This is a genomic window from Xanthomonas sp. LF06-19 (genome assembly GCF_034105425.1).
In the GTDB taxonomy this organism is placed as follows: domain Bacteria; phylum Pseudomonadota; class Gammaproteobacteria; order Xanthomonadales; family Xanthomonadaceae; genus Xanthomonas_A; species Xanthomonas_A sontii.
In genome coordinates, this window is the sequence record NZ_JAXGGH010000007.1 from 126,352 (window position 1) to 151,703 (window position 25,352).

The 25,352-nt window shown below is 69.3% G+C and carries 22 protein-coding genes; 7 read left to right on the top strand and 15 right to left on the bottom strand.

Annotation, left to right across the window (positions count from 1 at the left end):
- Nucleotides 1-16 precede the first annotated feature (16 nt).
- From SLW55_RS14785 to aroE, 7 genes are all read right to left on the bottom strand, one after another.
- Entirely contained in the window at nucleotides 17-2,188 is a 2,172-nt protein-coding gene (locus SLW55_RS14785) for a peptidase domain-containing ABC transporter (protein ID WP_152181842.1), read from the bottom strand.
- Nucleotides 2,185-3,468, bottom strand: coding sequence for an HlyD family efflux transporter periplasmic adaptor subunit (locus tag SLW55_RS14790; RefSeq protein WP_017907402.1), 1,284 nt, complete (start codon nucleotides 3,466-3,468; stop codon nucleotides 2,185-2,187). Before SLW55_RS14790 ends, SLW55_RS14785 begins: the two co-directional genes overlap by 4 nt.
- A gap of 210 nt (nucleotides 3,469-3,678) precedes the next feature.
- The gene (gene dinG / locus SLW55_RS14795) at nucleotides 3,679-5,808 is read right to left on the bottom strand and encodes an ATP-dependent DNA helicase DinG (protein ID WP_017907401.1); all 2,130 of its coding nucleotides are present in this window, start codon (nucleotides 5,806-5,808) and stop codon (nucleotides 3,679-3,681) included.
- 67 nt (nucleotides 5,809-5,875) lie between these two features.
- Nucleotides 5,876-6,235, bottom strand: a complete 360-nt coding sequence (locus SLW55_RS14800; protein WP_267100107.1) for a hypothetical protein — start codon at nucleotides 6,233-6,235, stop codon at nucleotides 5,876-5,878.
- A 43-nt stretch (nucleotides 6,236-6,278) separates the two neighbouring features.
- A complete protein-coding gene (locus tag SLW55_RS14805; RefSeq protein WP_267085649.1) occupies nucleotides 6,279-6,623 on the bottom strand; it encodes a hypothetical protein in 345 nt (114 codons plus the stop codon).
- A gap of 130 nt (nucleotides 6,624-6,753) precedes the next feature.
- The gene (locus SLW55_RS14810) at nucleotides 6,754-7,083 is read right to left on the bottom strand and encodes a hypothetical protein (RefSeq protein WP_267100106.1); all 330 of its coding nucleotides are present in this window, start codon (nucleotides 7,081-7,083) and stop codon (nucleotides 6,754-6,756) included.
- A gap of 52 nt (nucleotides 7,084-7,135) precedes the next feature.
- The gene (gene aroE, locus SLW55_RS14815) at nucleotides 7,136-7,984 is read right to left on the bottom strand and encodes a shikimate dehydrogenase (protein WP_267100105.1); all 849 of its coding nucleotides are present in this window, start codon (nucleotides 7,982-7,984) and stop codon (nucleotides 7,136-7,138) included.
- Between the two features lie 52 nt (nucleotides 7,985-8,036).
- Here aroE and SLW55_RS14820 point away from each other — a divergent pair, with 52 nt between their 5' ends.
- Nucleotides 8,037-8,927 (top strand): TolB-like protein, encoded by an 891-nt coding sequence (locus tag SLW55_RS14820; protein ID WP_267100104.1) that lies wholly within the window; start codon nucleotides 8,037-8,039, stop codon nucleotides 8,925-8,927.
- 269 nt (nucleotides 8,928-9,196) lie between these two features.
- On the opposite strand, the gene SLW55_RS14825 is transcribed toward SLW55_RS14820, so the two are convergent.
- A complete protein-coding gene (locus tag SLW55_RS14825) occupies nucleotides 9,197-11,704 on the bottom strand; it encodes a sulfite reductase flavoprotein subunit alpha (protein WP_320745376.1) in 2,508 nt (835 codons plus the stop codon).
- A 200-nt stretch (nucleotides 11,705-11,904) separates the two neighbouring features.
- Here SLW55_RS14825 and SLW55_RS14830 point away from each other — a divergent pair, with 200 nt between their 5' ends.
- Nucleotides 11,905-12,660: a DNA/RNA non-specific endonuclease gene (locus SLW55_RS14830; RefSeq protein WP_295906980.1), complete on the top strand. Its 756-nt coding sequence runs from the start codon at nucleotides 11,905-11,907 to the stop codon at nucleotides 12,658-12,660.
- A gap of 116 nt (nucleotides 12,661-12,776) precedes the next feature.
- Here SLW55_RS14830 and SLW55_RS14835 read toward each other — a convergent pair whose 3' ends face one another.
- Nucleotides 12,777-13,664 carry a LysR family transcriptional regulator gene (locus SLW55_RS14835; protein ID WP_295931518.1) on the bottom strand — a complete coding sequence of 296 codons (888 nt, stop codon included), beginning with the start codon at nucleotides 13,662-13,664 and terminating at the stop codon, nucleotides 12,777-12,779.
- 91 nt (nucleotides 13,665-13,755) lie between these two features.
- On the opposite strand from SLW55_RS14835, the gene SLW55_RS14840 reads away from it, so the two are divergent.
- Nucleotides 13,756-14,745 carry an NAD-dependent epimerase/dehydratase family protein gene (locus SLW55_RS14840; protein WP_320745352.1) on the top strand — a complete coding sequence of 330 codons (990 nt, stop codon included), beginning with the start codon at nucleotides 13,756-13,758 and terminating at the stop codon, nucleotides 14,743-14,745.
- A gap of 246 nt (nucleotides 14,746-14,991) precedes the next feature.
- Here the strand turns inward: SLW55_RS14840 and hemB are convergent, their stop codons facing one another.
- Nucleotides 14,992-15,984, bottom strand: a complete 993-nt coding sequence (gene hemB / locus SLW55_RS14845) for a porphobilinogen synthase (RefSeq protein WP_152181559.1) — start codon at nucleotides 15,982-15,984, stop codon at nucleotides 14,992-14,994.
- 207 nt (nucleotides 15,985-16,191) lie between these two features.
- Nucleotides 16,192-16,440 (bottom strand): hypothetical protein, encoded by a 249-nt coding sequence (locus SLW55_RS14850; protein WP_010340624.1) that lies wholly within the window; start codon nucleotides 16,438-16,440, stop codon nucleotides 16,192-16,194.
- A gap of 172 nt (nucleotides 16,441-16,612) precedes the next feature.
- Here SLW55_RS14850 and SLW55_RS14855 point away from each other — a divergent pair, with 172 nt between their 5' ends.
- Together SLW55_RS14855 and SLW55_RS14860 are read left to right on the top strand one after the other, a co-directional pair.
- Complete coding sequence (locus tag SLW55_RS14855) at nucleotides 16,613-17,056, top strand: hypothetical protein (RefSeq protein WP_152181558.1); 444 nt, start codon at nucleotides 16,613-16,615, stop codon at nucleotides 17,054-17,056.
- 213 nt (nucleotides 17,057-17,269) lie between these two features.
- Nucleotides 17,270-17,647, top strand: coding sequence for a hypothetical protein (locus tag SLW55_RS14860; RefSeq protein WP_295957579.1), 378 nt, complete (start codon nucleotides 17,270-17,272; stop codon nucleotides 17,645-17,647).
- A 41-nt stretch (nucleotides 17,648-17,688) separates the two neighbouring features.
- On the opposite strand, the gene SLW55_RS14865 is transcribed toward SLW55_RS14860, so the two are convergent.
- The 4 genes from SLW55_RS14865 to SLW55_RS14880 all read right to left on the bottom strand — a co-directional run bounded on the left by SLW55_RS14865 (nucleotide 17,689) and on the right by SLW55_RS14880 (nucleotide 23,367).
- Nucleotides 17,689-19,494: a DUF885 domain-containing protein gene (locus tag SLW55_RS14865; RefSeq protein ID WP_295928821.1), complete on the bottom strand. Its 1,806-nt coding sequence runs from the start codon at nucleotides 19,492-19,494 to the stop codon at nucleotides 17,689-17,691.
- Between the two features lie 244 nt (nucleotides 19,495-19,738).
- Complete coding sequence (locus SLW55_RS14870; RefSeq protein ID WP_148827527.1) at nucleotides 19,739-20,323, bottom strand: cytochrome c oxidase assembly factor Coa1 family protein; 585 nt, start codon at nucleotides 20,321-20,323, stop codon at nucleotides 19,739-19,741.
- A 52-nt stretch (nucleotides 20,324-20,375) separates the two neighbouring features.
- Complete coding sequence (locus SLW55_RS14875) at nucleotides 20,376-22,607, bottom strand: S9 family peptidase (protein WP_267087642.1); 2,232 nt, start codon at nucleotides 22,605-22,607, stop codon at nucleotides 20,376-20,378.
- A 70-nt stretch (nucleotides 22,608-22,677) separates the two neighbouring features.
- Nucleotides 22,678-23,367: a glutathione binding-like protein gene (locus tag SLW55_RS14880; protein ID WP_043094212.1), complete on the bottom strand. Its 690-nt coding sequence runs from the start codon at nucleotides 23,365-23,367 to the stop codon at nucleotides 22,678-22,680.
- 113 nt (nucleotides 23,368-23,480) lie between these two features.
- On the opposite strand from SLW55_RS14880, the gene SLW55_RS14885 reads away from it, so the two are divergent.
- A complete protein-coding gene (locus SLW55_RS14885; protein WP_017908501.1) occupies nucleotides 23,481-24,089 on the top strand; it encodes a TIGR00645 family protein in 609 nt (202 codons plus the stop codon).
- A gap of 171 nt (nucleotides 24,090-24,260) precedes the next feature.
- Nucleotides 24,261-25,277 (top strand): energy transducer TonB, encoded by a 1,017-nt coding sequence (locus SLW55_RS14890; RefSeq protein WP_267100096.1) that lies wholly within the window; start codon nucleotides 24,261-24,263, stop codon nucleotides 25,275-25,277.
- Nucleotides 25,278-25,352: the final 75 nt, after the last annotated feature.

The following is a 25,352-nucleotide window of genomic DNA, read 5'->3' on the forward strand; positions in this document are numbered from 1 at the left end:
TTGAAAGACAGCATGGTTATTCGCCGGCGACGATGCCAGCGAGCTTCTCGACGCTTCGCGACGCGTCAAGTCTTTCGGCGCCAGGTCGCGCGCCTTGATTCCGCTCCGCCCCCAGCACGACCTTGCGGTCGGCCGAGGCGATGGTGTCCTCGCGATGCGCGATCAGCACGCGCGTCATGCTCAGCGCCTTGATGTGCGCATTGACGATCTCGTCGCGCTGCCGATCCAGATGGCTGGTGGCCTCATCCAGCACCAGGATCTTCGGCTGCCGATACAGCGCGCGCGCCAGAATCACCCTCTGCCTTTGCCCACCCGACAGGATCGACCCCATGTCGCCCACCAGCGATTCGTACCCCATCGGCATGCGCACGATGTCGTCGTGGATGGCCGCCAACTTGGCGGCTGCCACGATGCGCTGCAGGCTGGCGTCAGGGTCGAAGAACGCGATGTTGTCGGCCAGGGAACCGGCGAAAAGCTGGTCGTCCTGCATCACCGCACTGACCATGCCGCGATAGGTTTCCAACCCGAGCCGCCGGATCTCCACGCCACCCACTTCGATCTGCCCTTCGGTTGGCGCAAGCAGACCCAACAGAAGCTTGGCCAAGGTGGACTTCCCGCAGCCGCTCGGTCCAACGATGGCCACCGACTCGCCGGCGCAGACCTTGAGATCGAAGTTGCGCAGCACCCAGGGATCATCGTCGGAATAACGGAAGCTGACGCCCTTGAACTCGATCTCCGGCGCGAGCTCGGGCCCACTGTAGTGTCCCAATGCATGCGGCTCGGGGTCGCTCATGGCGATATCGGCAATGCGCTCGGCATGCAGCCGTAGCATGCGGAACTCGATACACTTGTCGACCAGGCTGCCCGCCCGGCTGGTGAACAGATCCGCATAGCTGAGAAACGCCACCAGCATGCCCGCCGACAGCGCGTCCTGCAGCGCCATGTAGCCGCCGATACTGATCAACAGGACGCGCTGGATTCCGAAGACACCGCTATTCAACGCCGTGAACGCCAGGCCGATGCGCTGCGACTGCATATCCAGATTGGCGGCCTGGACGGTCGCCGCGAAAAGTCGGCTTTGGCGCAGGCCCTGCTTGTTGGCCAGCTTGATCGCCTGGATGCCACGGACCGACTCCATCAACTCGCTCTGCTGGCGCGCCGTATGGAACAATTGATCGCGGGTGATACCGAACTGCACGCGATACATCGCAACGCGCAGCAGCAAATAGCAGGCGAATGCCGCCAATACCACGCCGGCGAGCTTGGCGCTGTAGAAGAACAGCACCACCAGCGCCAACATGCCGGTCATGCCGTTGAGTACCGCTTCGACGAAGCTTCCGGTCAGCGTCGTCTGAATCGACTTCAGCGATCCGAACCGCGACAGCACGTCGCCCATGTGCCGCTTTTCGAAATAGTCCAGCGGCAAGCGCATCAAGTGGCCAAACAGGTTGTTGATCCATTGGCTGTTGAGCGAGGCGCCCAGCCAACTGACCACCCAGCTGCGCGCCAGCATTAGCGCCGTCTGGGCGAGTACCGCGATCAGGAATCCGATCGCCAGGATCTTGAGCAACGGCATGTCCGCGGAGATCAGGACATGGTCGATCAACCATTGCATCTGGAACGGCATCAAGAGCACCAGCATCTCGATCGCCAGCGCCAGTGCGAAGACCTGCACGAGTGCCCGACGCAGCCCGCCGATCCTGCCGGTCAGTGCACGCAAGGACACCGGTTGCGGCGCCGCCGCCTTCTCGAAGCTCGGACTCGGCACCAGTTCCAGCAACACCCCGGTGAAGTGCTTGCCCACCTCCGCCAAAGGCAGTCGCAGCAGGCCGCGCGCAGGATCGTGGATCACCGCGACGCCGCGCGTCACGCGCTCCAGGACCACGAAATGGCTCAGATCCCAATGCAGGATGCAGGGCCCGCCAACGGCGGCCAAGTAGTCGAGTTCAGCGCGCATCGGCCTGACCTCGAAACCGATCGCGCGTGCGATTTGCATCAGGCGCTCGAGGCGTGCGCCCTGCAACGAGATGCTGAAGCGTCGACGCAAGCTGGGCAGGTCGACGTTCTGGCCATGGAATCCCGCGACCATCGCCAGGCAGGCCAGGCCACATTCCGCTCCTTCCGTCTGCATGATCGGTACGATGCGCGTCGCGAACGGTGCCCTCCAGGACGACCAGGACCGGCTCATGATCCGCGCTCGTTCGAAGGGGTGTCGCGCATGCCGGAGGCCAGCTCGTAGACCGGCTCGAACATCCACTCGATCAGGTGCCTGCGTTCGAGCAGGATGTCCGCATCCAGCGCCATTCCCGGACGCAGAGGCTCCTGGCGTCCATACGCCACGACATTCTGGCTACCCAGTTCGACGATCACCCGATAACGCTGCTCCTTGATGTCCTGACCCAGCAACCGGGTCAGATCGCCCGAACTCATCGCACTGCGCGAAATCTCCGCGACGCGGCCGGCGTGGCGTCCGAACTTCTGATACGGGAATGCCTGATAGCGCAAGACCACCCGATCACCCGGACTGACGAACCCCACCGCCCGCGAAGACACCCACAGCTCGGCGCGTAGACGCGTATCCCGCGGCAACAGCGTCATCAACGGCTGCTGCGCGGCGACAGGTTGTCCCGGATACACCAGCAGATTGCCGACGATCCCGTCCGATGGCGCGCGCAGGATCACCGCGCGGCGGGCCTCGCTCTCCGAGATCGACTGCGCCACGTCCGCCAGTTGCCGATCGATCTCGTTGTTCTTTCCGATCAGCGTTGCCGGAAGCTGTTCCAACTGTGTCTGCAACTGCGATTGTTGCTGCCGCAACTCCAGCGAATGCTTCTGCAGATCCTTGAGCTGCGCCTGATTCTGAATCGCCACATCCTGCTGCTGCAGCAGCTGCACCTTGGTCAGCACCCCGCGATTGCCGGGACTGGACCATTGCTCATACAGGCGAGCGGCGCTTTCGGCGCGTTGCCGCTGCAGAACGACCTGTTCTTCGGTACTGGCGATCTGACTCTTCAGCAACGCGATGCGCGTACGCAGGTCACGATCCTGCGCTTGCGAGAGGCTGCGCTGTTCCTCGATGTCGGAACGCAAGCGCTCGCGCTTGAGGCGCAACTGCGCGATCACCGATGCCTGCGTATCGCCGAGCGATGCGCTGTCCTGTTCGCCGGAGATCTCAACCAGCGGTTGGCCCGCGCGGACGTTTGCGCCTTCCTTGGCGAACGTACGCACGACACGCCCGGACGCGGAGGGCGTCAGGGTCAGCAGTCCGCGATCGGGAACCAGCGTGCCGTTGACCGCTTCGCGTCGTGTATAGCTGCCGATACACAGCAGCGCCAGCACGATGACGAGCAGCGCGATGCTCACCCAGAAGTAAGCCCAACCGAAGCGCGGCGCGTCCAGGCGCACAGCGCCGAGCCAGCCCTCGCGGCGCGCTCGAAACACTTCTTCCCTGAAGAATCCGTCCGCCATTGCCATCCCCTGAGCGGCGCTGCATGCATTCCTAGCGCGTGATGTTTTATCGCGTGCCGGCTAAAAGCCGTCAAGCGCGCAACTGCATATCCATGGACGGTGCGGTAGACAATTCCGGTTGCGACGACGCCGCACGCAGCGCGTCGTGACATGCGGTGGCCCGCGTGCTCGGCGACAGGCACGCGGCCATCGCCGTCGCGTTTGCAGCGGCTAGCCGATCACCCGCTTGAACGGCGGCAGCGCGTCGATGATGCGCTTGCCGTAGCGCTTGGTCAGCAGCCGCGAATCGAGAATGATCACGCGGCCGTGGTCGTCGGCGGTGCGGATCAGGCGGCCGGCGAACTGGGTCAGGGTGCGCAGCGCGTGCGGCACCGCGATCAGGTTGAAGGCGTTGAGGCCGCGGCTCTCGAACCATTCGCCGAGCGTGGCGGTCTGCGGATCGGTCGGCACCGCGAACGGCACCTGGGTGATGACCACCGTGGTGCAGGCCTCGCCCGGCAGGTCCAGGCCCTCGCCGAAGGAATTGAGGCCGAACAGCACCGAGCCTTCGCCGGCGCCGATGCGGCGCATGTGCTCGCCGATCATCTGCGACTTGGAGCCCTCGCCCTGCACCAGCACGCGGTTGCGCTGCGCGAGCGGCAGCAGGTCGGCCACCTTGAGCATCTTCCAGCGCGAGGTGAACAGCACGATCGAGCCCTTGCCCCAGTCCAGTTCGCGCACCAGGTAGCGCGCCACTTCGCGCGGATGGCCCTCGCGGTCGTCCGGTGCCACCGGGAACGCCGGCACGATCAGTTCGGCCTGGTTGGGCAGGTCGAACGGCGAGGACAGCGACACCATCTCCGCATGCGCGGGCAGGCCGTTGTCGATCGCCAGCGCCTGGAAGTCGCCGCCGCCGGTGAGCGTGGCCGAGGTCAGCACCGCCGCGTCCACCTCGCTCCACAGCAGCGAGCGCAGCACCTGCGCGGCCGACACCGGCGAGCAATGGCAGATCAGATCGGCATCGCGCGAGGCGGTGATCCAGCGCGCCATCGGCGGCTGCCCGTCCTGGTCCTCGCGGCGCCAGCCCAGCCACAGCGCGTACTGCTGCTCGACCATCTCCAGGGCCATGCCCAGGTTGCGCTGCAGGCGTTCCTTGGCCGCATCCTCCTGCTTGGACTTGGCCGCCATCTGGTGCGCGGCCTGCACCCAGTTCAGCAGCGCCCCGGTGTCCTGCGCCTGCGCATCGATCAGCGGCTTCCAGTCCTCGGGCAGGCGGCCGTTGGGCGCGCGCCACATCGGTTCGTCCTGGCCCGGCTCCGGCACCCACACCCGTTCGATCTCGGCGCGGAACGCCTTCAGGCCCTTGGCCACCTGCGCGGCCAGTTCGACCGCCTCGTTGGGCAACTGGTTGCCGATGCGATCCTTGTCGGCGAGCCGGTAGGCGGCGCCGACCAGCGCCTGCAGGCGGCCGGTGCGCCGCGCCATCTCGTCCAGCGGCAGGTTCGCCGCGCCCTGGTCGATGGCGACGCCGGCGATGTGGTGGCCCTCGTCGAGCACCAGCAGCATGTCCGACGGCGGCGCGATCAGCGGCTGGCCGTTGTCGCTGTCGCCCAGCGACAGCGCCGACAGCAGCAGGGCGTGGTTGGTGACCACGATCTGCGCATCGCGCACCTCGCTGCGCGCCTTCAGCACCGGGCACTGCACCGCGAACGAACAGCGGCGCCCGGCGCAGCCGGCCGCATTGGTGGTGATGCGCGCACGCAGCGACGGCGGCACCGGCTCCGGCGCGGCATCCAGGTCGCCGTTCCAGGTCCTGTCGGCGTAGGCCTTGGCCAACGCCCGCGCCTGCTCGGCCTCGGCCGGGCTCAACGGGCGGTCGTACAGCGGCGCCTCGTCCTCGAACATGCTGTCCTGCGCGGCCTCGCCATGCAGCTCGGCGACGTTGCGCGTGCACAGGTAACGGGTGCGGCCCTTGGCCAGCGCCACCGTGGCCTCCAGCCCGGTGGCCTTGAGAAAGGCCGGGATATCGCGCTCGACCAGCTGCGACTGCAGCGCCACCGTGCCGGTGCTGATCACCAGCTTCTTCTTGCTGGCCAGGGCGATCGGCACGCCGGCGGTCAGATAGCCCAGGCTCTTGCCGACGCCGGTGGGCGCCTCGGCCACGCCGACGCCGCCGGAGGTGCCGAGCGCGCGCGAGACCACGCCGATCATCTGGCTCTGCGCGCGGCGCACGCGGAAGCCCGGCGTGTTGGCCTGCAGCTTGGCGTAGGCGTCGCGGATGGCCAGCTTGACCGGTTCGGTGAGCTGACGCGGGGACGGGCCGGACGCGGGCGGCGTCGACGGCGAAGCGGAATCGGTCATCCCGGCATTTTCTCACGTCCCGTCGCAGGGACTGAAACGCTGGAACTGAACGGTGCTGCGCGCCGCGTTATGGCGGCGGCGGCGGCGCGGCCTTGCGCGGCAGCGCCAGCCACAGCGCGCGCAGCAGCAAGGCCAGCCCGGCCACGTACAGCGCATCGTCCAGCAGATGCACCAGCGCATAGGCGTCCGGATGGGTGCCGCGGAACTGGGGCGTCATCAGTTCCACCCAGCCCAGCACCGCGTTCAACAGGCGCGGCAGGATCGCGCCCATCAACAGCACCGTCAGCCCGAGCCGCGCCAGCGTGCGTGCGCGGCCCGGCGCCAGCCGCGGGAGCAGCAGCAACGCGATCAGCGGCAGCAACAGCCGCGCCAGCAGGCCGAGCCCGCCGGTCAGCACGCTCATGTCCAACACCGGGTGCACGCTCATCGCCAACATCCTCGCCTCCCTGGACGACGCACGCCCTTGTTCTTCAGTGCGATGGCGCCCGCCGCGCCGGCAGGGCGAACCACAACGCCAGCACCAGCAACAGCGCGCTCACTGCCGTCAGCAGCGCGACGATCGCCTCCGACATGACCATCCACAGGTTGGATTCGGTCGCGTTCGCCGCGCGCGACATCAGCCACGCCGGCAACAACGACATGCCCGTCGTCAGTACCACGACCAGCACCAGCACGCCCAACCCCCACAAGCCGAGGGTACGCGGCCGGCCAGGGCCGCGCGTGGCCAGCAACCCCAGCCCGACCGCAGACATCGCCAGGATCGGGAACTGGAACAGCGCGGTGAGCAAGAGATAGTTCACGGCGACAGGGTCCACGCAGGACCTCCTCTTGATGAGCAGCGAACGAGGCGATCGGCGCCGACCAGGACCACGCCATAGGCGCGGCCCGGGCGTCCCTGCGGTTCTCGCAGCACGATCTCCCTGGACGCGGGTCGCCGCGACGCCATCAGTGCGGGTTTGCGACGCGCGACGGCATGGCGAAGCGCAACGCCAGCACCACCAGCAGCATGCCCACCGCGAAGATCAAGGCGACCGCGCCGTTGACGATGCCCAACAAGCTCGAGATCGACGAGTAACTATGGCCTTGGGAAATCAACCACATCGGCACGAACGACAACGCCAGCCCCAGGCCCAGGGCCAGCAGCAGGACCGCCAGCCCGCAGATTCCCAAGGTGCGCGCACGGCCGGGACGGCGCGTGAACAGCAGCGCCAGTCCGACCACATAGACCAGCGCGAGCGGCAACTGCGTGAGCAGTCGCGTCAGCACCTGCAGCATCAATGATTCGTCCATGCGTTTATTCCCGGATAGAGGGTGGAGGCGAAGTGTTTCAGTCGGCGCTGACCAGCACGGCATCGCGCTCGCGCAGCGCGGCGTACACCGGGTCGGTGTCCGGGCGCACGCCGTGCCAGGCCTCGAAGCTCTCGGCGGCCTGTTCCACCAGCATGCCCAGGCCATCCACGGTGTCGCGGCAGTGCGCCGCGCGCGCCCAGGCCAGGAACGCGATCGCCACCTCGCCGTAGTTCAGGTCCACCGCCAGGGTCATGCTGTTGATCAGCGACAGCGGCAGGGTAAAGCTGGCGGCCGGGTCGCGGCCGATGGTGGTGGCATTGACGATCAGCTCGAAATCGCCCAGCTCGCGCAGGTCCTCCCAGTAGCGCGAGATCGCGCGCGACGGCTCGCCCAGCGCATCGACCAGCGCGTCGGCGCGTTCCGGCGCACGGTTGACCACCACCAGTTGCTGTACGCCGGCCTCCAGCAGCGCCGGCGCCACGCCGCGCGCGGCGCCGCCGGCGCCCAGCAGCAGCGCACGGCGGCCGCGCAGGTCCAGGCCGTTGCGGCCGGTCAGGTCGCGCACCAGGCCGGCGCCGTCGGTATTGTCGCCATGCCACTGGCCGTCGCGGAAGCTGAGGGTGTTGACCGCACCGGCCGACTGCGCGCGTGCGCTGTGCACCACGCTGTGGGCGAACGCGGCTTCCTTCAGCGGCAGGGTCACGTTGGCGCCGACACCGCCGGCGGCGGCGAAGGCGGCCAGCGCCGCGGCGAACCCGTCGGCCTGGACGTCGATCGCCTCGTACTGCAGGGCGATGCCGGTCTGCTTGGCGAAGGCGGCATGGATGTGCGGCGACAGCGAATGGGCGACGGGATGGCCGAACACGGCAAAACGGGAGTTGGGCATGGAGCGCTCGTTGGTTGTTTTAGACTGGCGGCGACATTCCATGGAATCCCTCATGCGGACCCCTGCCCTGCCGCTCGCGCTGGCCGCGAGTTTACTCTGCGCGCCGTGTGCGTTCGCGCTTTCCGAATTCGGCATCGAGGGCATGGGCGTGGTATCGACCGCCGCCGACGAGACCCGCGCCAGCGTGGCGCCCGACGGCCAGCGCATCGTCTGGGCCAGTCCCGACCGCGCCGGCGGGCCCGGCGGCGGCGACCTGTGGCAGGCCGTGCTGCGCGACGGCCGCTGGCGCGACCCGCAACCGCTGCCGGCCCCCGTGAACTCGCCGAGCCTGGACAGCGACCCGTTCTTCAGCGCCGATGGGCGCTGGCTGTACTTCGCCTCGGATCGCCCCGGCGGCCATGGCGGCAGCGACCTGTACCGCGCGCCGGTACTGGCCGACGGCGGCTACGGCGCGCCGCAGAACCTGGGCGCGGCGGTGAATTCGCCGGGCAACGAGCGTGCGCCGACCCTGTCGCTGGACGGCACGCGGCTGCTGTTCGCCAGCGACGGCCATGGCGGCGCCGGTGGCCTGGACCTGTTCGTGGCACGCCAGGAGGGCCAGGCGTTCGCAGCACCGCAGGCGTTGGCCGGGGTCAACAGCGCCGACGACGAGACCGATGCGGCGTGGCTGGGCGACGGCCGTGCGCTGCTGTTCGCGCGTGCCCATGGCGGTACGAGCAGCCAGGTGCTGCTGGCGCAATGCGCCGGCGGCCGCTACGTGGATCCGCAGCCGCTGTCGCTATCGTTCAACGGCAGCGACGGCCACACCGCCGGCGCCGTGCTGGATGCGTCCAAGCCCAGCGAACTGCTGCTGTCCGGCAGCGCCCGCGCGCCGAAGGCCGGCAAGCGCGACCTGTACCGGATCAAGGCACCGGCCGCCACCGGTAGCGGCGACTGCAGGTAAGCGGATTGCGCGGCGACGCGAGGCAGATGCCGGTCTGCTGCCGCGCCGACACACAACAAGCGGGACCACAAGGCCGTTGTGGGAGGGACTTCAGTCCCGACGCATGGCACTCGGACGCATCGCCCGGTTGCTGCACGCGCGCATTCCGCTCGGATCAGTGGCTCGCTGAAATTGCTGCCACCGTCCTCTGCCCGTCACCATGATGCGCAGCGACGATCGGGGCTGGCACGCAAGAAGACCCTGGATCGCACTGCGATCGGCGCATCGCCTCAATACACATCGCGTCGATAGCGTCCATCCGCGCTGATCGCATCGAGCGTGTCCTCGCCCAGGATCTCGCGCAACGCCGTATCCACGCCGCGCGCCATGCCCGCGAGGCTGCCGCAGACGTACACGGTGGCGCCACGCGCCACCCAGTCGCGGACCGCGTCGGCAGACTCGCGCAACCCGTCCTGCACGTAGCGCTTGTGCGCCTGGTCGCGCGAGAACAGCAGATCCAGACGCTGCAGATGGCCGGCGTCGCGCCAGGCGCGCAGCTCGTCGCCGAACAGCGCATCGTGCGCGACATTGCGTTCGCCGAACAGCAGCCAGTGCCCCTGCACACCGGCCTGCGCGGCCTCGCGCAGCAGGCTGCGCAGGCCGGCGATACCGGTACCGTTGCCGATCAGCAGCATGGGCGCATCGCCATGCCGGCGGAACCCGGGGTTGGCGCGCACCTGCGCGCGCAGCACCGCGCCCACCGGCGCATGCTGGCACAGCCAGCCGGCGCCCACGCCGGGGCGGCCGTCGTCGCGCAGGGTCAGGCGCACCACCAGTTGCAGCAGCCCGTCGGCCGGCACCGAAGCGATCGAATATTCGCGCAGCGGCAGGGTCGGCAGCGCGTCCACCCAGGCCTGCAGGTCGTCGCCCGGCGTTGGCGGCGTCAGCGCGCGTGACGCCAGCGCCTGCCACAGCGGCTGCCGCAGGCCATCGGCCTGTACCGTCTGTTCCGCGTCCAGCGCCCGTGCGGCGAGCCAGGTGCGGATCGCGTCGGCCGCATGGCAGGGCTGCACTTCCAGGATGTCGCCGGCATGCCAGTGCGCCTGCGGCGGCGGCACGAGGTCGATACGCCACACCGGCGCGCCGGCGCTGCCGGGATTGAGCAGGACGCGACCGGCCAGGCCCCAGTCCAGCGGCTCCGGTGCCTGCAGCACCGGCGCCGACGCCGCCACGCCGGTGAGCGCGGACAGTTGCCATTGCCACTGCGCCAGTGCCTGCGGATCGGCGTTGTCCACTTCCAGTGGCGGGAACAGCGCCTGTGCGCCCTGCGCGTCCAGCCAGTGCTGCACCTCCCGCGAGAAGCCGCAGAACTGCGGGTACTGGCGATCGCCCAGGCCGAGCATGGCGTAGCGCAGCTCCGGCAGGGCCTGCGCCTGGCGCAGCACGCGACGCACGAAGCCGCGCGCCGCGTCCGGCGGTTCGCCGTCGCCGAAGGTGCTGACCACGAACAGCGCGCGCTGGCTGCCGCGTAGCTGGGCCAGGTCCAGCTGCGCCAGCGAACGCACCTCCACCGCCAGCCCGGCGGCCTGCAATTGCGCGGCGGTCTGCCAGGCCAGGCGCTCGGCCAGGCCGCTCTGGCTGGCAAAGCCCACCAGCCAGGCGCCGGCGGCATCGCCGACCAGCCCCGGCAGCGCGCGGCGCGCGGCGCGCAATGCGCGCTTCTTGCGCCGGCGGTCCAGGTACAGCATCCAGCCGGTGACGAAGAACAGCGACATGCACAGGCTCGCCAGCAGCATCGCCACGCGCCCGGGCAGGCCGAAGAAGCTGCCGCTGTGCAGCGCGAACATGCTGGTCAGCAGGCGCCGGCCCAGCGGTTGCTGGCGATATTCCAGGTGGCGCACGACGCGGCCACTGGCCGGATCGACCTCCACGCTGTTGTAGGCGCGGTCGTGCGCCGGATCGGGCGGCAGGTAGCGGGCCACGATCGGCTGGCCGCTGCGGCCGGGCAGGCGCAGGTCCAGGTAGGCGCGCTGCGCGGCCGGCACGGTGGCGAGGGCCGCCTGCAGCCGCGCGTAGTCCACCGCCGGTGGCTTCCCGCCACGACCGCCCTCCTTCTCCTTGGGTGCGGCATCGCCGCCGAGCATCGCCACCAGCCCCTGCCGGTACCAGTCGTAGGACCAGTACAGCCCGGTCGCAGCGATCAGCAGGTACACCAGCAGACACCAGGTGCCGATCACCGAGTGCAGGCTCCACAGGAAGCTGCGCCCCTGCCGGTTCCACTCCACCGCCCACCAGGCGCGCCAGCTCCACCAGCGCCGCGGCCAGCGCAGGTACAGGCCGGACAGGCAGAAGAAGATCAGCACGAAGGCGCAAACCCCGGTGACCGCCTTGCCACGCTCGCCGGCGGCCAGGCGCCGGTGCAGGTCTTCGACGAAGGAGAAGAACCCATCCAGGCGCGGCGCCGGCAGCACCGCGCCGGTGTAGGGGTCGAAGTACAGGCGGCCGCCGTCGCGGCCCGGCAGGCGCACCGCGGACGGCCGCGTGCCGGTCGGATCGATCAACACGCGGTTGCTGCGGTGCGCCCCTTCCAGGTCCAGGCGCCGCGCCAGTTCGGCCAGCGGCAGCGGCTGCTCGCCGGCGGCATGACGCACGGCGATGGCGGCCAGCGGCGGATTGGCCAGGCGCACGATCTCGTCCTCGAAGGCGAGCGTGGCCCCGCTCAGGCCCATCACCGACAGCACCAGCCCGGCGCTGATGCCGAGCAGCCAGTGCAGCTGGAACAACAAGGACTTGATCACGTCGGCGCGGTGCGGGACAGGGCGGTCGCGCATTGTAAATGAGAACGCTTATCGCATGCGATTGATCCGTCGCCGCGCGACGTCTACCGCCAAACGTGACCCACGGCGCAGTTGCCATTTGCGGCACATCCAGCGGTCACCCGACAGACATCGAATCTCGCCAGTTTCTTCACCTCTCCTGACCAGCCGAGGTTCCTGCAATGTCCGTCTCCCTGCGCGGTTGTCTTGCCCTGCTTGCGCTGTTCGCCGCCCAGGCGGCAAGCGCCGCCACCAGCTGCCCCACGCTCTACGCCGGCGGCAAGGCGCCGACGCTCGACGCGTCGATCACCAGCCGCACCACCGAGGTCTGCCATACCGAATACGTGCTGATGGCCTCCGGCGTGACCAAGGGCCCGCTGTACTCGGCCGAGCACATCACCGACCAGCAGGTCGCCGGCGCCGAATCCATCGGCCGCGTCGGCTCCTTCCACGACGAGACCGGCATCCCGGCCGCCGACCGCTCGCATACCTCGGACTACACCAACTCCGGCTTCGACCGCGGCCACATGACCCCGGCCGGCGACGCCTCAACCACCAACTCGGAGAAGGAAACCTTCTCGATGGCCAACGTGGTCCCGCAGGACCACAAGCTCAACACCGGCGAGTGGGCGCGGATCGAAGAGCAGGTGCGTCAGTTGGCCAAGCAGCGCGGCGAGGTCTACGTGGTCACCGGCCCGGCCTTCGACAGCGGCACGCGCAGCAGCATCGGCGCCGACCACGTGCAGATCCCGAACTACGTGTGGAAGGCGGTATACGAACCGGGCAACGGCGCGGCCGCCTACATGTGCGTCAACGACAGCACCATCAACTGCGACGTGGTGTCGATCAACGACGTCATCACCATGTCCGGCGTGGATCCGTTCCCGGCGATCAGCGCCAGCATGAAGGCCAATCCGATCGCGCTGACGCTGCCGTAAGCGGGGATTCGGGAGTGGGGAGTCGGGATTGGTAAAAGCGTCCTGATTCCCTGCCCGGGTTGGGGCTGCCGGAGGCGCGTGTGCGCCAGCCGGCCGCCACCGCAAGCGCACGCCCCTCAGGCGGTGTGCGCGGTCATCGCCTCGACCAAGGCCGCGAACACGGCACTGCAGGCGGCGCTGCCGCGCACGTCCTGGTGCATCACGATCCAGCTCTCCAGGCCGACGCGCACCTGCTGCGGCAGCACCGGCAGCAGCGTCGGCGTGCGCCGCGCCAGCGCGACCTGGCAGAAGCCGATGCCGCAGCCGGCGCGCAGCAAGGCCAGTTGCGCCAGGTCGCTGTCGGCGCGCAACGCGAACGCCTCGCGCCGCCACGGCGGCAGCGCACTGCGGGCGGCGCGCAGGAACGGCGTTTCCGTATCGAAGCCGATCAGCGCGTGCTGCGGCAGTTCCTCCAGCGCCTGCGGCAGGCCATGCCGGTCCACGTAGTCTTGGTGCGCGAACAGCGCCACTGCCACCTCGCCGACGCGGCGCGCGACCAGCACGTCCTGGGTAGGCCGGGTCATGCGTACCGCCACGTCGGCCTCGCGGTGCAGCAGGTCCTGCACCCGGTTGCTCAACACCAGTTCCAGCCGCAGCTGCGGATGCGCGCGGCGCAAGGCCGCCAGCACCGGCGGCAGCACTTCCGCGCCGATCACCTCGCTGGCGGCGATGCGCACCGTGCCGCGCACCGCATCGCCGTGGCGGCCCGCCGCGCGCTGCAGCGACGCGGCCAGGCTGCCCATCGCCTGCGCATGCCCGCGCAAGGCCAGGGCGGCATCGGTGGGCAGCAGGCCGGTCTGCGAGCGCACGAACAGCGGCACCGCCAGCGCCTGTTCCAGCGCCGCCACGTGACGGCCGACCGTGGGCTGGGTCAGCCCCAGCGCGCGTGCCGCCGCCGACAACGAGCCCTCCTCCAGCACCGCCAGGAAGGAGCGGTAGAGTTCCCAGCCGATCGTATTGTCCATACAGAAATGTATAGCTGGTCGGCGCTCTTCGCCAATTTTCTTCTGCGGTACCCGCACCGAGACTGAGCGCCGACCCCGACGGAGCGCTGCCATGTCCTCTTCTTCTTCCACGGCCCTGGTGCTGGGCGCCAGCGGCGGCATCGGCGGCGAACTGGCGCGGCAGTTGCGCGACGCCGGCTGGCAGGTGCGCGCCCTGCAGCGCGGCCTCGCCCACCCCAGCGTGGAGCGCGACGGCATCCACTGGCACCGCGGCGATGCGCTGCGACAGGCCGACGTGCGGCAGGCGGCCAAGGGCTGTGCGGTGATCGTGCATGCGGTGAACCCGCCCGGTTACCGGCGCTGGTCGGAGCTGGTGCTGCCGATGATCGACAACACCGTCGCCGCGGCCATCGCCGAGCGCGCCACCGTGGTGCTGCCGGGCACGGTCTACAACTACGGCCCGGACGCCTACCCGGCGCCGGACGAAGACGCGCCACAGGCCCCGGTCACCCGCAAGGGCGCGATCCGGGTGGAACTGGAGCGGCGCCTGCAGGCCGCGACCGCACGAGGCGCATGCGCCATCGTGGTGCGCGCCGGCGACTTCTTCGGCCCGCGCGTGGGCAACAGCTGGTTCGCGCAGGGGCTGGTGAGACGGGGACGGCCGGTCACGACGGTGACCCTGCCGGGCGATCAAGGTGTCGGCCACCAATGGGCCTACGTGCCGGACGTGGCGCGGACCATGCTGGCGCTGCTGCAGCGGCGCGAGCGTCTGCCGGCGTTCGCCCGCCTGCACATGGACGGGCACTGGGACGCCGATGGCACGCAGATGGCCGCGGCGATCGCGCGGGTCGTGCAGCGCCACGGCCTGGCACCGCCACGCACGCGCCGTTTCCCATGGCCGCTGCTGACCCTGGCCGTGCCGTTCTGGCCGCTGGCGCGCGAACTGCACGAGATGCGCCCGCTGTGGCGGCACCCGCTGCGCATGCGCAATGCGCGGCTGCTGGAAGTGCTCGGCGAAGAACCGCACACGCCGCTGGACGTGGCGGTGGAGGCGACGCTGCAGGGGCTGGGCTGTCTGCCGGCGGCGACACCATCGACATGACGCCGCGCCTACGAAGATCCACGCAAATGGATCGCAAGATCGCTGCCTGTACAGGAGCGACTTCAGGGCACCTCGAATGACGCATCATTGCCGCGGCTCGGCATGATGTCCTGTCTCGATGGCAGGAGCGGCTTGAACCGCTCCTCCCAATGGCCTTCGCCGTTGCTGGAGGTGCCCTTCAGTCACGACAGGGCCTTCCCGAGAACGGCGTCGCAACGGAGGCGCCTCCAACAAGCGGACGCCGGCTCAGCGCGCCTCGCGCAGCCAGCGCGCCACCTGCGGCGCGAAGTAGGTCAGCACGCCGTCGGCGCCGGCGCGCTTGAACGCCATCAGCGACTCCAGCACGCAGGCGCGCTCGTCCAGCCAGCCGTTGCCGATCGCCGCCTTGAGCATCGCGTACTCGCCGCTGACTTGGTAGGCGAAGGTGGGCACGCGGAATTCGTCCTTCACCCGCCGCACCACGTCCAGGTAGGGCATGCCGGGCTTGACCATCACCATGTCCGCACCTTCTTCCAGGTCCAGCGCGATCTCGCGCAGGGCCTCGTCGCCGTTGGCCGGGTCCATCTGGTAGGTGGTCTTGTCGGCCTTGCCGAGGTTGCCGGCGCTACCCACCGCCTCGCGGAACGGCCCGTAGAAGGCCGAGGCGTACTTGGCCGAGTAGGCCATGATGCGCACGTGCAAATGTTCGTCGGCATCCAGCGCGCGGCGGATCGCGCCGATGCGTCCGTCCATCATGTCCGACGGCGAGACGATGTCCACGCCGGCCTGCGCATGCGACAGCGACTGCCGCACCAGCGCCTCGACGGTGATGTCGTTGAGCACGTAGCCGCGGTCGTCGATGATGCCGTCCTGGCCGTGGCTGGTGTACGGATCCAGCGCCACGTCGGTCATCACGCCCAGCTCCGGGAAGCGCATCTTCAGCGCGCGCACCGCGCGTTGCGCCAGGCCGTCCGGGTTCCAGGCCTCGGCCGCGTCCAGCGACTTGCCGGCCGGGTCGATCACCGGGAACAGGTCGATCACCGGGATGCCCAGTTCCAGCGCAGCCTCGGCCTCTTTCAGCAGTTCTTCGATCGACAGCCGCTCCACGCCCGGCATGGACGCGATCGGGGTGCGCCCGGGCACGTCGTGCACGAACACCGGCCAGATCAGGTCGTCGACGGTGAGGGTGTGTTCGCGCATCAGGCGGCGCGAAAAGGCATCGCGGCGCATGCGCCGGGGGCGATAGTGGGGATGGGCCACGTGCAGGCTCCTGGGTGGGCGGATGTTGGAAGGCCGCGCCAGTCGCGCGGCCAGTGCCGCCAGGCACCGCAGGCCGCGCCGCCGGCACCGGCATGAACGCAGGGCGGCCCGCGCGCGGGCCGCCGTCGGCTGCGCATGTTACTCCCGCCGGCGCGGCGCGCAGTGCGGGATGCTGCAACACAGCATGCCGGTCGCCCGGCACGCAGGTCAGATCACCCCGCCGCCCAGGCTCAACCGGATCACCCCGACCACGATCACCAGCGCATTGAGCATCAGGCCGGTCTTGGCGCGGCCGCGGTTGGGCGCCGCGGTGAACAGCAGCCCGATCGCGGCGATCAGCGCGCCGACCGCGGCGAACGGGATCAGGAACCAGTTGCCCCAGCCGAGCAGCGGGATGAAGGCCAGGATCATCCACAGCAACGCCACGATGCCCCACAGCAGACTGATCAGGCCCATGCCGGCCTCCGTGCGAATGTCAGCCTGCACCATAGCGCGCGGCGAACGCCAGGCAACCCAACTCTTGGCACGGGGATCACGGCGGCCCTGCGAGGGTGCGACAGCGGCGGGTTCGGCACGATTCACCCGGCCCGCCTATGATCGCGTGAGATCCGAACACGGGGGTAAGGCCATGAACATCCGACCGCTGTTGCCGCTGGCGCTGCTGCTGGCCCTGGCCGGCTGCGCCAGTTCCTCGAAAGTGATGGTCGGCGCGGCGCGCCCGCCGATCGACCCGGCACTGGTGCAGATCTACTCCGCGCCGCCGCCGGGGGCGGTGGATATCGCCCAGCTCGAAGCCTCCAGCGCGGCCGGCTTCGGCACCCAGGGCCAGACCGACGCGGCAGTGGACCGGCTCAAGCGAGACGCGGCCAAGCTCGGCGCCAACGGCGTGGTGCTGATGGGCGTGGGGTCGCAGCGCTCCGGCGGCGGCCTGTCGGTCGGCGCGGGCAGCTACGGCGGCCACGTCGGCGGCGGCCTGGGCATCGGCATCCCCACCACGCAGAAGCGTGCCGCCGGCATGGCGATCTGGGTGCCGCCGGGGGCGCAGGCGCCAGCTGCGCCAGCGGGACGCTGAAACCGCGCCACCGGGCAGGCGTGCAGCGGCGACGTGCTCTGCGCGCCGGCCTGCCTGCATCCAGGCACTGCAACATTGCTACGTTATGGTCCACCCGCTTGAAAGGCGGACGGTCCCGCTTGGCTGCGAACCGCAGGCATTCCGCTCACGTGGGTAGGGAATGCATGAACTGGATCGCCTTCATGCAGCAGAGAACCCTCGTCGTCTTCATCCATGAAGAGAGCCCATGAAGCGCTGGATATGGATTTCCGCTACATGTTTGCTGTCGTTCATGGCACCGCCGCACCGGTCTACAAGACGCTCGTGTGCCGCGACAATGATCCGTTCGTGTTCTGTACCCAAGGTTGCAAGGGTGTCGACAAGAACTGGAGCCCGGTCGATCCGATCAGCGGCACATGGCAAGCGGACCCTGGATACTGCTGGAAGGCGAGTCCGGTCCGCTGCTGCAAGCATGGCTGGCATTGCGGCGCATGGACGCCTACCGCGATCGCCGCGGTGAAGCAATACGAGGAAATCTGTCCGGCAGCCGCCAAACAAGGCAACTGGACGGATCCTAGCCGGCGCCCGGAAAGCGTGCCGTACGAGCACTGAGGGCCGTACCGCTGCGCTTTCGCGCAGCGATGCGATGGCCCTCACTTGCGCTGTGACGGCACGAACTCCTCGTCCACCGCCGCGGCCAACTGGTCCGGCGGGAGCAACCCCTGGTCCAGCAGGAAGTTGTTGAACTTCAGCCGGTCGAACCTGGCGCCCAGCGCCAGTTCGGTGCGCATGCGCAGTTCCAGGATGCGGCTGTAGCCGTAGAAGTAGCTGCCGGCCTGGCCGGGCGCGCGCACCATGTAGCGGTCCAGTTCCTGCCGGGCCATCGCCGGCGACAAGCCGACGTCGTTCTCCAGCACCAGGCGCGCCCGCTCGCGGTCGATCAGGCCGAGATTGAGCATCGGGTCGAGCATGGCACGCGCTGCGCGCAGCAGGCGGAACTGCAGGGCGATCAACTGTCCGTCCAGCGGCTCGTACGGCACCATCTCGGCCTCGGCGTACAGCGCCCAGCCCTCGACGTTGACCGAGTTGAACGCGAACAGGCTGCGCGCCAGCGACACGCCGCGCTCGACCATGGCGGTGAACTGCAGTTCGTGGCCCGGCCGGCCCTCGTGCGCGCTCAACGTCCACGCCGCGGCGCCGAAGTTGAAGTCGTCGTAGTGCTCGCCCTTGCCGGCGCTGTCCGGATTGCCCAGCGGCAGCACGAAGGTGCCCTGCTCGCCGGTGTTGCCGACCAGCGGCGCCGGGCGGAAATGCGGCGCCGGTTGCGCGGCGCTCTCGGCCGGCGAGCCCAGGCGCATCTGCATCGGCCGCTGCGGCACGTCGACGATGCGCTGCTGGCGGATGATCGGATCGATGCGGTCGATGACGCTGCGGTAGTGGGCTTCGAGCTTGTCGTCGGCAATGGTGTCGCGCTTGAGCGCGCGCAGCACCGTGCGGTAGTCGCGGGCATCGTCGCCGCGCAGGCCCTTGGCCGCGGCCACCTGCGGCGCCAGCTGCTGCATCGCCGCGCGGGTTTCCATGAATTCCAGCTGCGCGCGCTGCATCAGCACCTGCGGTGCGATGTCGATGCCGACCTGCTTGAGCTGGAACGCATACAGCTCGGGCGGCAGGCGCGCATCCTCGCGCGCCTGCGGCAGCACCACCGTGCGGGTCCAGGTGGCGTAGTCCTGGAACTGCTTGTCCAGCGCCGCCAGCGCCGCATCCGCGCCGGTGATCTTGTACTCGGCGAACAGCGCGCGAATGCCCTTGGCGTAGGTATCGACGTTGCTCAAGGCCTGCTCGACCTCGCGCCTGGTCGGCTGCAGGAGGTTGCCGTCGGCGCGCTTTTCTTCGTAGCGTTGCCGCGCCAGCAGCAGGATCGAGGTGCTGCCCGGCGCCAGGCCCACGTAGCGCTGCAGCCGTAGCAGCGCCTTGGCGCGGCGCGCCGCCGGCACCTGCTCGGACAACAGGTTGTTGATGCCGCCGAACACGTGCTGCGGCGCGTCGGTCCATGGCAGCAAGAAACGCTCATTGAGCGTGCTGCCCTCGATGGACTGGTCGGCGGCGTGGATCAGGATCGCCAGATCCTGGCGCACGTTCGGATCGCGCTCCACCTGCAGTTTTTCCTGCAGCGTGCGGCGCGCGGCAGCGGTGGCCTCGCGGAAACGCCGCGCGTTGTCGGGCCCGAAATCGGAGACCTGGTCGTCGAATCCCGGCACGCCGAAGAAGCTCACTTCCTCGGCCTGGAACGGCGCCTGCGCCTGCAGCAGGATCTGCGCGAACGCATTGCTGCGCTCCACCCAGGCCGGCGCGCGCGTGGCGGATGCGGCCGCCGGTGCGGCCGCCGCGTCCATCGCCGAAAACGGCAAGGGCGCCGCCAGTGCCAGGGTCAGGGCGATGGCGAGGACACGTGGCTTCATGGCGCAGCTCCGACAGAATGATGTCAGGACCGTACGCGGCGCGTGCCGGCTCGGCCATCTGCCGGAGGTCATGGCCGCAGCCACGCCGCGGTGCAGCATGTGGGTTAAGAGACCACGCCGCCGCGGTCGCGCACATGCTGTGCCGGCAGCAGAGCGCATGATTGCAGGACATGGGCGGTGCGATCGCGCCCTACCCAAGGCGGCCCCACCGCACCACGCGGCGCGGCAGATCGTTCGCCGCTGCTTACTTCGTCGCGTCGGCCTCGGCCGGCGTGGCACTGTCGTCGACGTCTGTGGCGGGCACCGGCGGCGCCTCGACCGCCATCCCGTCCGCCTCTTCGTCCTCGTCCTCGGCGTCCTGCCCGAGCGCATCGAGCAGCGGGATCGCTTCACCCGCATCCGGCAAGACCTGCAAGGTGGTGTAGTGCCACTCGCCCGCATGGCGCTCGGCTTCGATGTACAGGGTGCCGTTGGCGCGGCTGCCGTGCAGCGACACGCTGAGCTCGGCATTGCCACTGCCGCCGCCGCTGCTGTTGAAGCTGCCGCTGGGCATGATGCCGTCCTTGATCGGCGCGCCCAGCGCAGCCGCCACGCGCGGGTCGTGTTGCGCGGCCATCACACCGACCCGGTACGGCTCGGACGACTTGGTGACGCGCGCGATGCCGAGCACGAACACCGCGATCGACGCCAGCAGCAGGGCGCCGAGCACCAGCACGATCAGCGGCACCGCCCACTTCCAGTGCCGTGCCCACCAGCCGCGCTTGGCCGGTGGCAGCGCCGTGGCGGAAGTGGGACCGGGCGTGCCGGGCAGCGGTGGCGGACTCGACATGACGTCACTCCTTGTCGTGCGGAAGCGGGAAGGTGGAAGCGGAACGACGCACTCAGGGCTTGAGGCAGCGCGCCAGGAAGGCTTCGGTGGTGCGATAGCGGTGCAGCGCGTTGCTGCCGGACAGGCCGTGCTTGGCGCCCGGATAGGTCATCAGCTCGAACAGCTTGCCGCGCTTCTGCAGTTCGCTCATCAGCGAGGTGGAATTGGTGAACAGCACGTTGTCGTCGGCCATGCCGTGCAGCAGCAGCAGTTGCGAGGTCAGCCCGTCCAGGTGCGCGGCCACGCGGCTGTCGCGGTAGCCATCGGGATTGGCCTTGGGCAGGTTCATGTAGCGCTCGGTGTAGTGGCTGTCGTACAGACCCCAGTCGGTCACCGGCGCGCCGGCGGCGCCGCAGGCATAGGCCTCGCTGTGCTTGGCCAGCAGCATCAGGGTCATGTAGCCGCCGTTGGACCAGCCGTACACGCCGATACGCGCCGCATCCACCCACGGCTGCGCCTTCAGCCAGGCCACGCCGCGCAACTGGTCGTCCACTTCCACGGTGCCCTGGTGCTGGTACAGCGCACCACCGAAATCGCGGCCGCGGCGCGGCGTGCCGCGGTTGTCCAGCGAGAACACCACATAGCCGTGCTGCGCCAGGTACTGGTCGAACAGCGCATCGCCGCGGCCGGGCCAGCCGTCGACCACGGTCTGCGCGGCCGGACCGCCGTACACATAGACCACCACCGGGTAGCGCTTGCCCGGGTCGAACCCGTCCGGCTTCATCAGCCGGTAGTGCAACTGGGTCTTGCCATCGGCGGCGGTCAGGGTGCCGAACTCGACCGGACGCTGCGCGGCGCGGTAGGCCGCATACGGGTGTTGCGGATCGGCCAGGTCGTTGACCAGCAGGGTGGCGATCTTTTCGCCAGTGGCGCGGAACAGCTCGATCTGCGGCGGCGTGGTGGTGTTGGACCAACTGTCGACATACACGCTGGCGTTCTTGGCGAAGCTGGCGGCATGCGTGCCATTGGGCTTGGACAGCTGCGCGATGGCACCGCCGGCCAGCGGCACCGCGTAAATCTGCGTCTGCGTCGGCGACGCCTTGGTCGCGGAGAAATAGACCTTGCCGGCCGCCTCGTCCACCGCGAGCAGTTCGTCCACCACCCACTCGCCCTGGGTCAGCGGGCGCAGCGTGCGGCCGTCTTCCGAGGCCAGGTACAGGTGCTCGTAGCCGCTGCGCTCCGAGCCCCAGACGAAGCGCCCATCCTTGAGGAAGTGCAGGTCGTAGGTGAGCGGCACCCAGGTCGGGCTGGTCTCGGTGATCAGCACACGCTGCTTGCCGGTGGCCAGGGTCGCCTCGATCAGCTCCAGGCGCTTCTGGTCGCGCGACTGGCGCTGGAAGGTGAGCCGTTGCGGATCGCGCCAGTCCACCCGCGCCAGGTAGATGTCCGGGTTCTTGCCCAGGTCGATCCACTGCGGCTGCGCGCCGGCACGCGGCGCGATCGTGCCGAGCTGGATCTTGACGTTGGGCTGGCCGGCCTGCGGATAGCGCTGTTCCACCACCTCGGTATGGTCGGCGTAGACCTCCGGGCGCTTCTGCACCGGCACCTCGGTTTCGTCGATGCGCGCGAAGGCGATCGCCGAATCGTCCGGCGCCCACCAGTAACCGGTGTGGCGATCCATCTCCTCGTCGGCGACGAACTCGGCCACACCGTTGCCGATGGTCTCGCTGCCGTCGCGGGTGAGCTGGTGCTGCTGGCCGCTGGCCAGGTCGATCACCCACAGGTTGCGCCCGCGCACGAAGCTGACGTAGCCGCCCTTGGGCGAGATCTTGGGATCGGTGACGAAGCCTTCGCCGTGGGTGAGCTTGCGCACCGCGGCGCTGCCGCTCTTGCGCAGGTCGTACAGGTACAGCTCGCCGCCGAGCGGGAACAGCAGCGCATGCGCGTCCGGCGCCCACTGGTACTCGACGATGCCGGTGTAGGCGGCGATGCGCTGGCGCTCGCGGCGCGCCTTCTCCTCGTCGCTCAGGGTCTCGGTGCCGGGCAGCACCAGCTTGGAATCCACCAGCATGCGGGTCTGCCCGCTGGCGATGTCGTACTCCCACAGATCCAGCTGGTTGCGGTCGCTGTCCTTGCCGCGCAGGAAGGTCACCCGCGAGCCGTCCGGCGCCACCTTGGGCTTCATCAGGGTCGGCCCGGACAGCGGCTTGCTGCCGGTGATGGCCTCCAGGGTCAGTTTCTCGGCGTGGGCGGGAACGATGGGGGTGGCGAGCATGAGGGCGAGAGCGGCGAACAGAGAGCGCATGAAGGTTCCTGATGGAGCACCGAGCGCACGGATGATGCGCGTGCGCCCGGGATTTGAGAAGCGCGCCGGCTCAGCGCTGTCCGAACAGGTGCTTGCGCTCGGCGTCGCTGAGCGGCTTGCCCGCGTTCGGGTTCACCTGCTCCTTCAAGGCGTAGGCACGCTGGGTGGCCGGGCGCGCGGCGATGGCCTCGTGCCAGCGCTTGAGGTGCGGGAAGGCGGCGTAGTCGGGAGTCAGCCCGTTGTACACCTCGATCCACGGGTAGCTGGCCATGTCGGCGATGCCGTAGTCGTCGCCGGCCAGGTAGGCGCTGTGCGCCAGACGCTTGTCCAGCACCCCGTGCAGGCGCCGCACCTCGTTGCCGTAGCGTTCGATCGCATAGCCGATCTTCTCCGGCGCGTAGACGTTGAAATGGCCCATCTGCCCGGTCATCGGGCCAAGCCCAGCCATCTGCCAGAACAGCCATTCCAGCGCGACCACGCGCCCGCGCGGATCGGCCGGGAGGAAGCGGCCGGTCTTCTCGGCCAGATACAGCAGGATCGCGCCGGATTCGAACACGCTCTGCGGCGCGCCGCCGTCGGCTGGGGCATGGTCGACGATGGCCGGCATCTTGTTGTTGGGCGAGATCGCCAGGAATTCGGGCGCGAACTGCTCGCCGGCACCGATGTTGACCGGCTTGAGCGTGTAGTCCAGCCCGGCTTCCTCGAGGAACAGGGTGACCTTGTGCCCATTGGGGGTGGGCCAGTAGTACAGATCGATCATGGCGGCGTTCCTGGACAGGGGATCCCGAGTGTAGCGGCGGCCCCCGGCTTGGCAGCGTCATCGCCGGCCGGGTACCCTGGCCGCTCCCGCAACGCAGCATTCCAGACCACGCCATGACTCCAGAGCGGCCCCGCCTGCATCCCCTATCCAACCTGATCTTCGCCTCGCGCTGGCTGCAGTTGCCGCTGTACCTGGGACTGATCGTGGCCCAGGGCGTCTACGTGTTCCTGTTCGGCAAGGAGCTGTGGCACCTGATCCACGAGGCGCCGAGCCTGGGCGAGCAGCAGATCATGCTGATCGTGCTCGGCCTGATCGACGTGGTGATGATCTCCAACCTGCTGGTGATGGTGATCGTCGGGGGCTACGAGACCTTCGTGTCGCGGCTGGGCCTGGAGGGCCATCCGGACCAGCCGGAGTGGCTGAGCCACGTCAACGCCAGCGTGCTCAAGGTCAAGCTGGCGCTGTCGATCATCGGCATCTCCTCGATCCACCTGCTCAAGACCTTCATCGCGGTCGGCGCGCTCGGCGGCATGCCGATGTGCTCGCCGGAACAGCTGGCCAGCGCCGTGGGGACGGTGGACCTGAAGAGCTGCGCGACGCTGACCGCCACCGGCGTGCTGTGGCAGACCATCATCCATGGCATCTTCATCCTGTCGGCGATCGGCATCGCCTGGACCGACCGGATCATGTCCGCGTCCGCGCCGGCGCGGCCGGCGCATTGACCGGCGCGCGCCGCGTCACGCTTTTTGCCGCATGGCAGCGGCTGCCACGCACGCGGCGGCCGCGGATGCTAGATTGACCGATGGGGTGCGCTGGCGGCATGGGGGCCGCAGCACCGCGAACGCACCGCCGTCGCATCGTTGATTGCCAACACCGGGGATTCAGGGGGACGCATGTCGCAACTCACCACACTCGCCAAGGCGCGCCGGGTCGCGCCGATCCTGTTGCTGGCCGCGCTGGCGGCCTGCTCCAAGCAGGAAGAGGCCGCACCACCCAGCGCTGCACCGGCCACCGCCGCGGCCAACGCACCGGCACCGCCGGCGGTCTCGGCCAAGGTGCAGTCGATGGGCACCGAACAATTGCACGACTCGGCCAGCCAGGCGCTGCGCGAGAACCGCATGTATGCACCGGCCGGCAACAACGCGGTCGAGTACTACCTGGCGTTGCGCGACAAGCAACCCGACGACGCCGGGGTCAAGAGCGCGCTGACCGACCTGATGCCGTACACGCTGATCGCCGCCGAACAGAGCATCAACCGCGAGGACTTTCCGGAAGCCCAGCGCCTGATCGGCCTGATCGAGAAGATGGATCCGCATGCGCCGGCGCTGCCGCGGCTCAAGCAGGGCGTGAGCAAGGGCATGGAGGCCGTGGCCCAGCGCAGCCAGGACGAGACCGACAAGGCCAAGAAGGACGCCGAGCAGAAGGCCAAGCTGGCGGCCGAGCAGCAGAAACAGGCGCAGCAGCAGGCCAGCGAGGCGCAGGCGGCGCAGCAGATCGCCGCACAGCAGGAGGCCGCGCGCCGCGAGAGCGCACGCCAGGAGGCCGAACGCCAGGCCGCCGCGCGCCCCGCCACGCCCGCCGCCACCGCGCAACCGACGCCGGCACCGGCAGCAGCCCCCGCGGCCGCGCCGGCCGCTGCCGCTACCGCTACCGCACAAACGCTGCGCCCGATCAGCACCCCGGCGCCGCGCTATCCGCCCGAAGCGCTGCGCTCGGGTACCGCGGGCGAAGTGCTGGTGGAGATCACCGTCGGCACCGACGGCGCGGTCACCAATGCGCGCGTGCTGCGCTCCACGCCGCCGCGGGTGTTCGACCGCGAGGCGTTGAACGCCACCAAGCGCTGGCGCTTCGAACCGGTCGGCGCGCCGGTGACCACCCGCCGCACGCTGGCGTTCAATCCCGGCGGCTGAGCCCATCAATGACACCTGCGTGCCCGGCAGCGGCCGGGCGCGCAGAGAACGCTCAGGCGCAACACCGCGCCGACC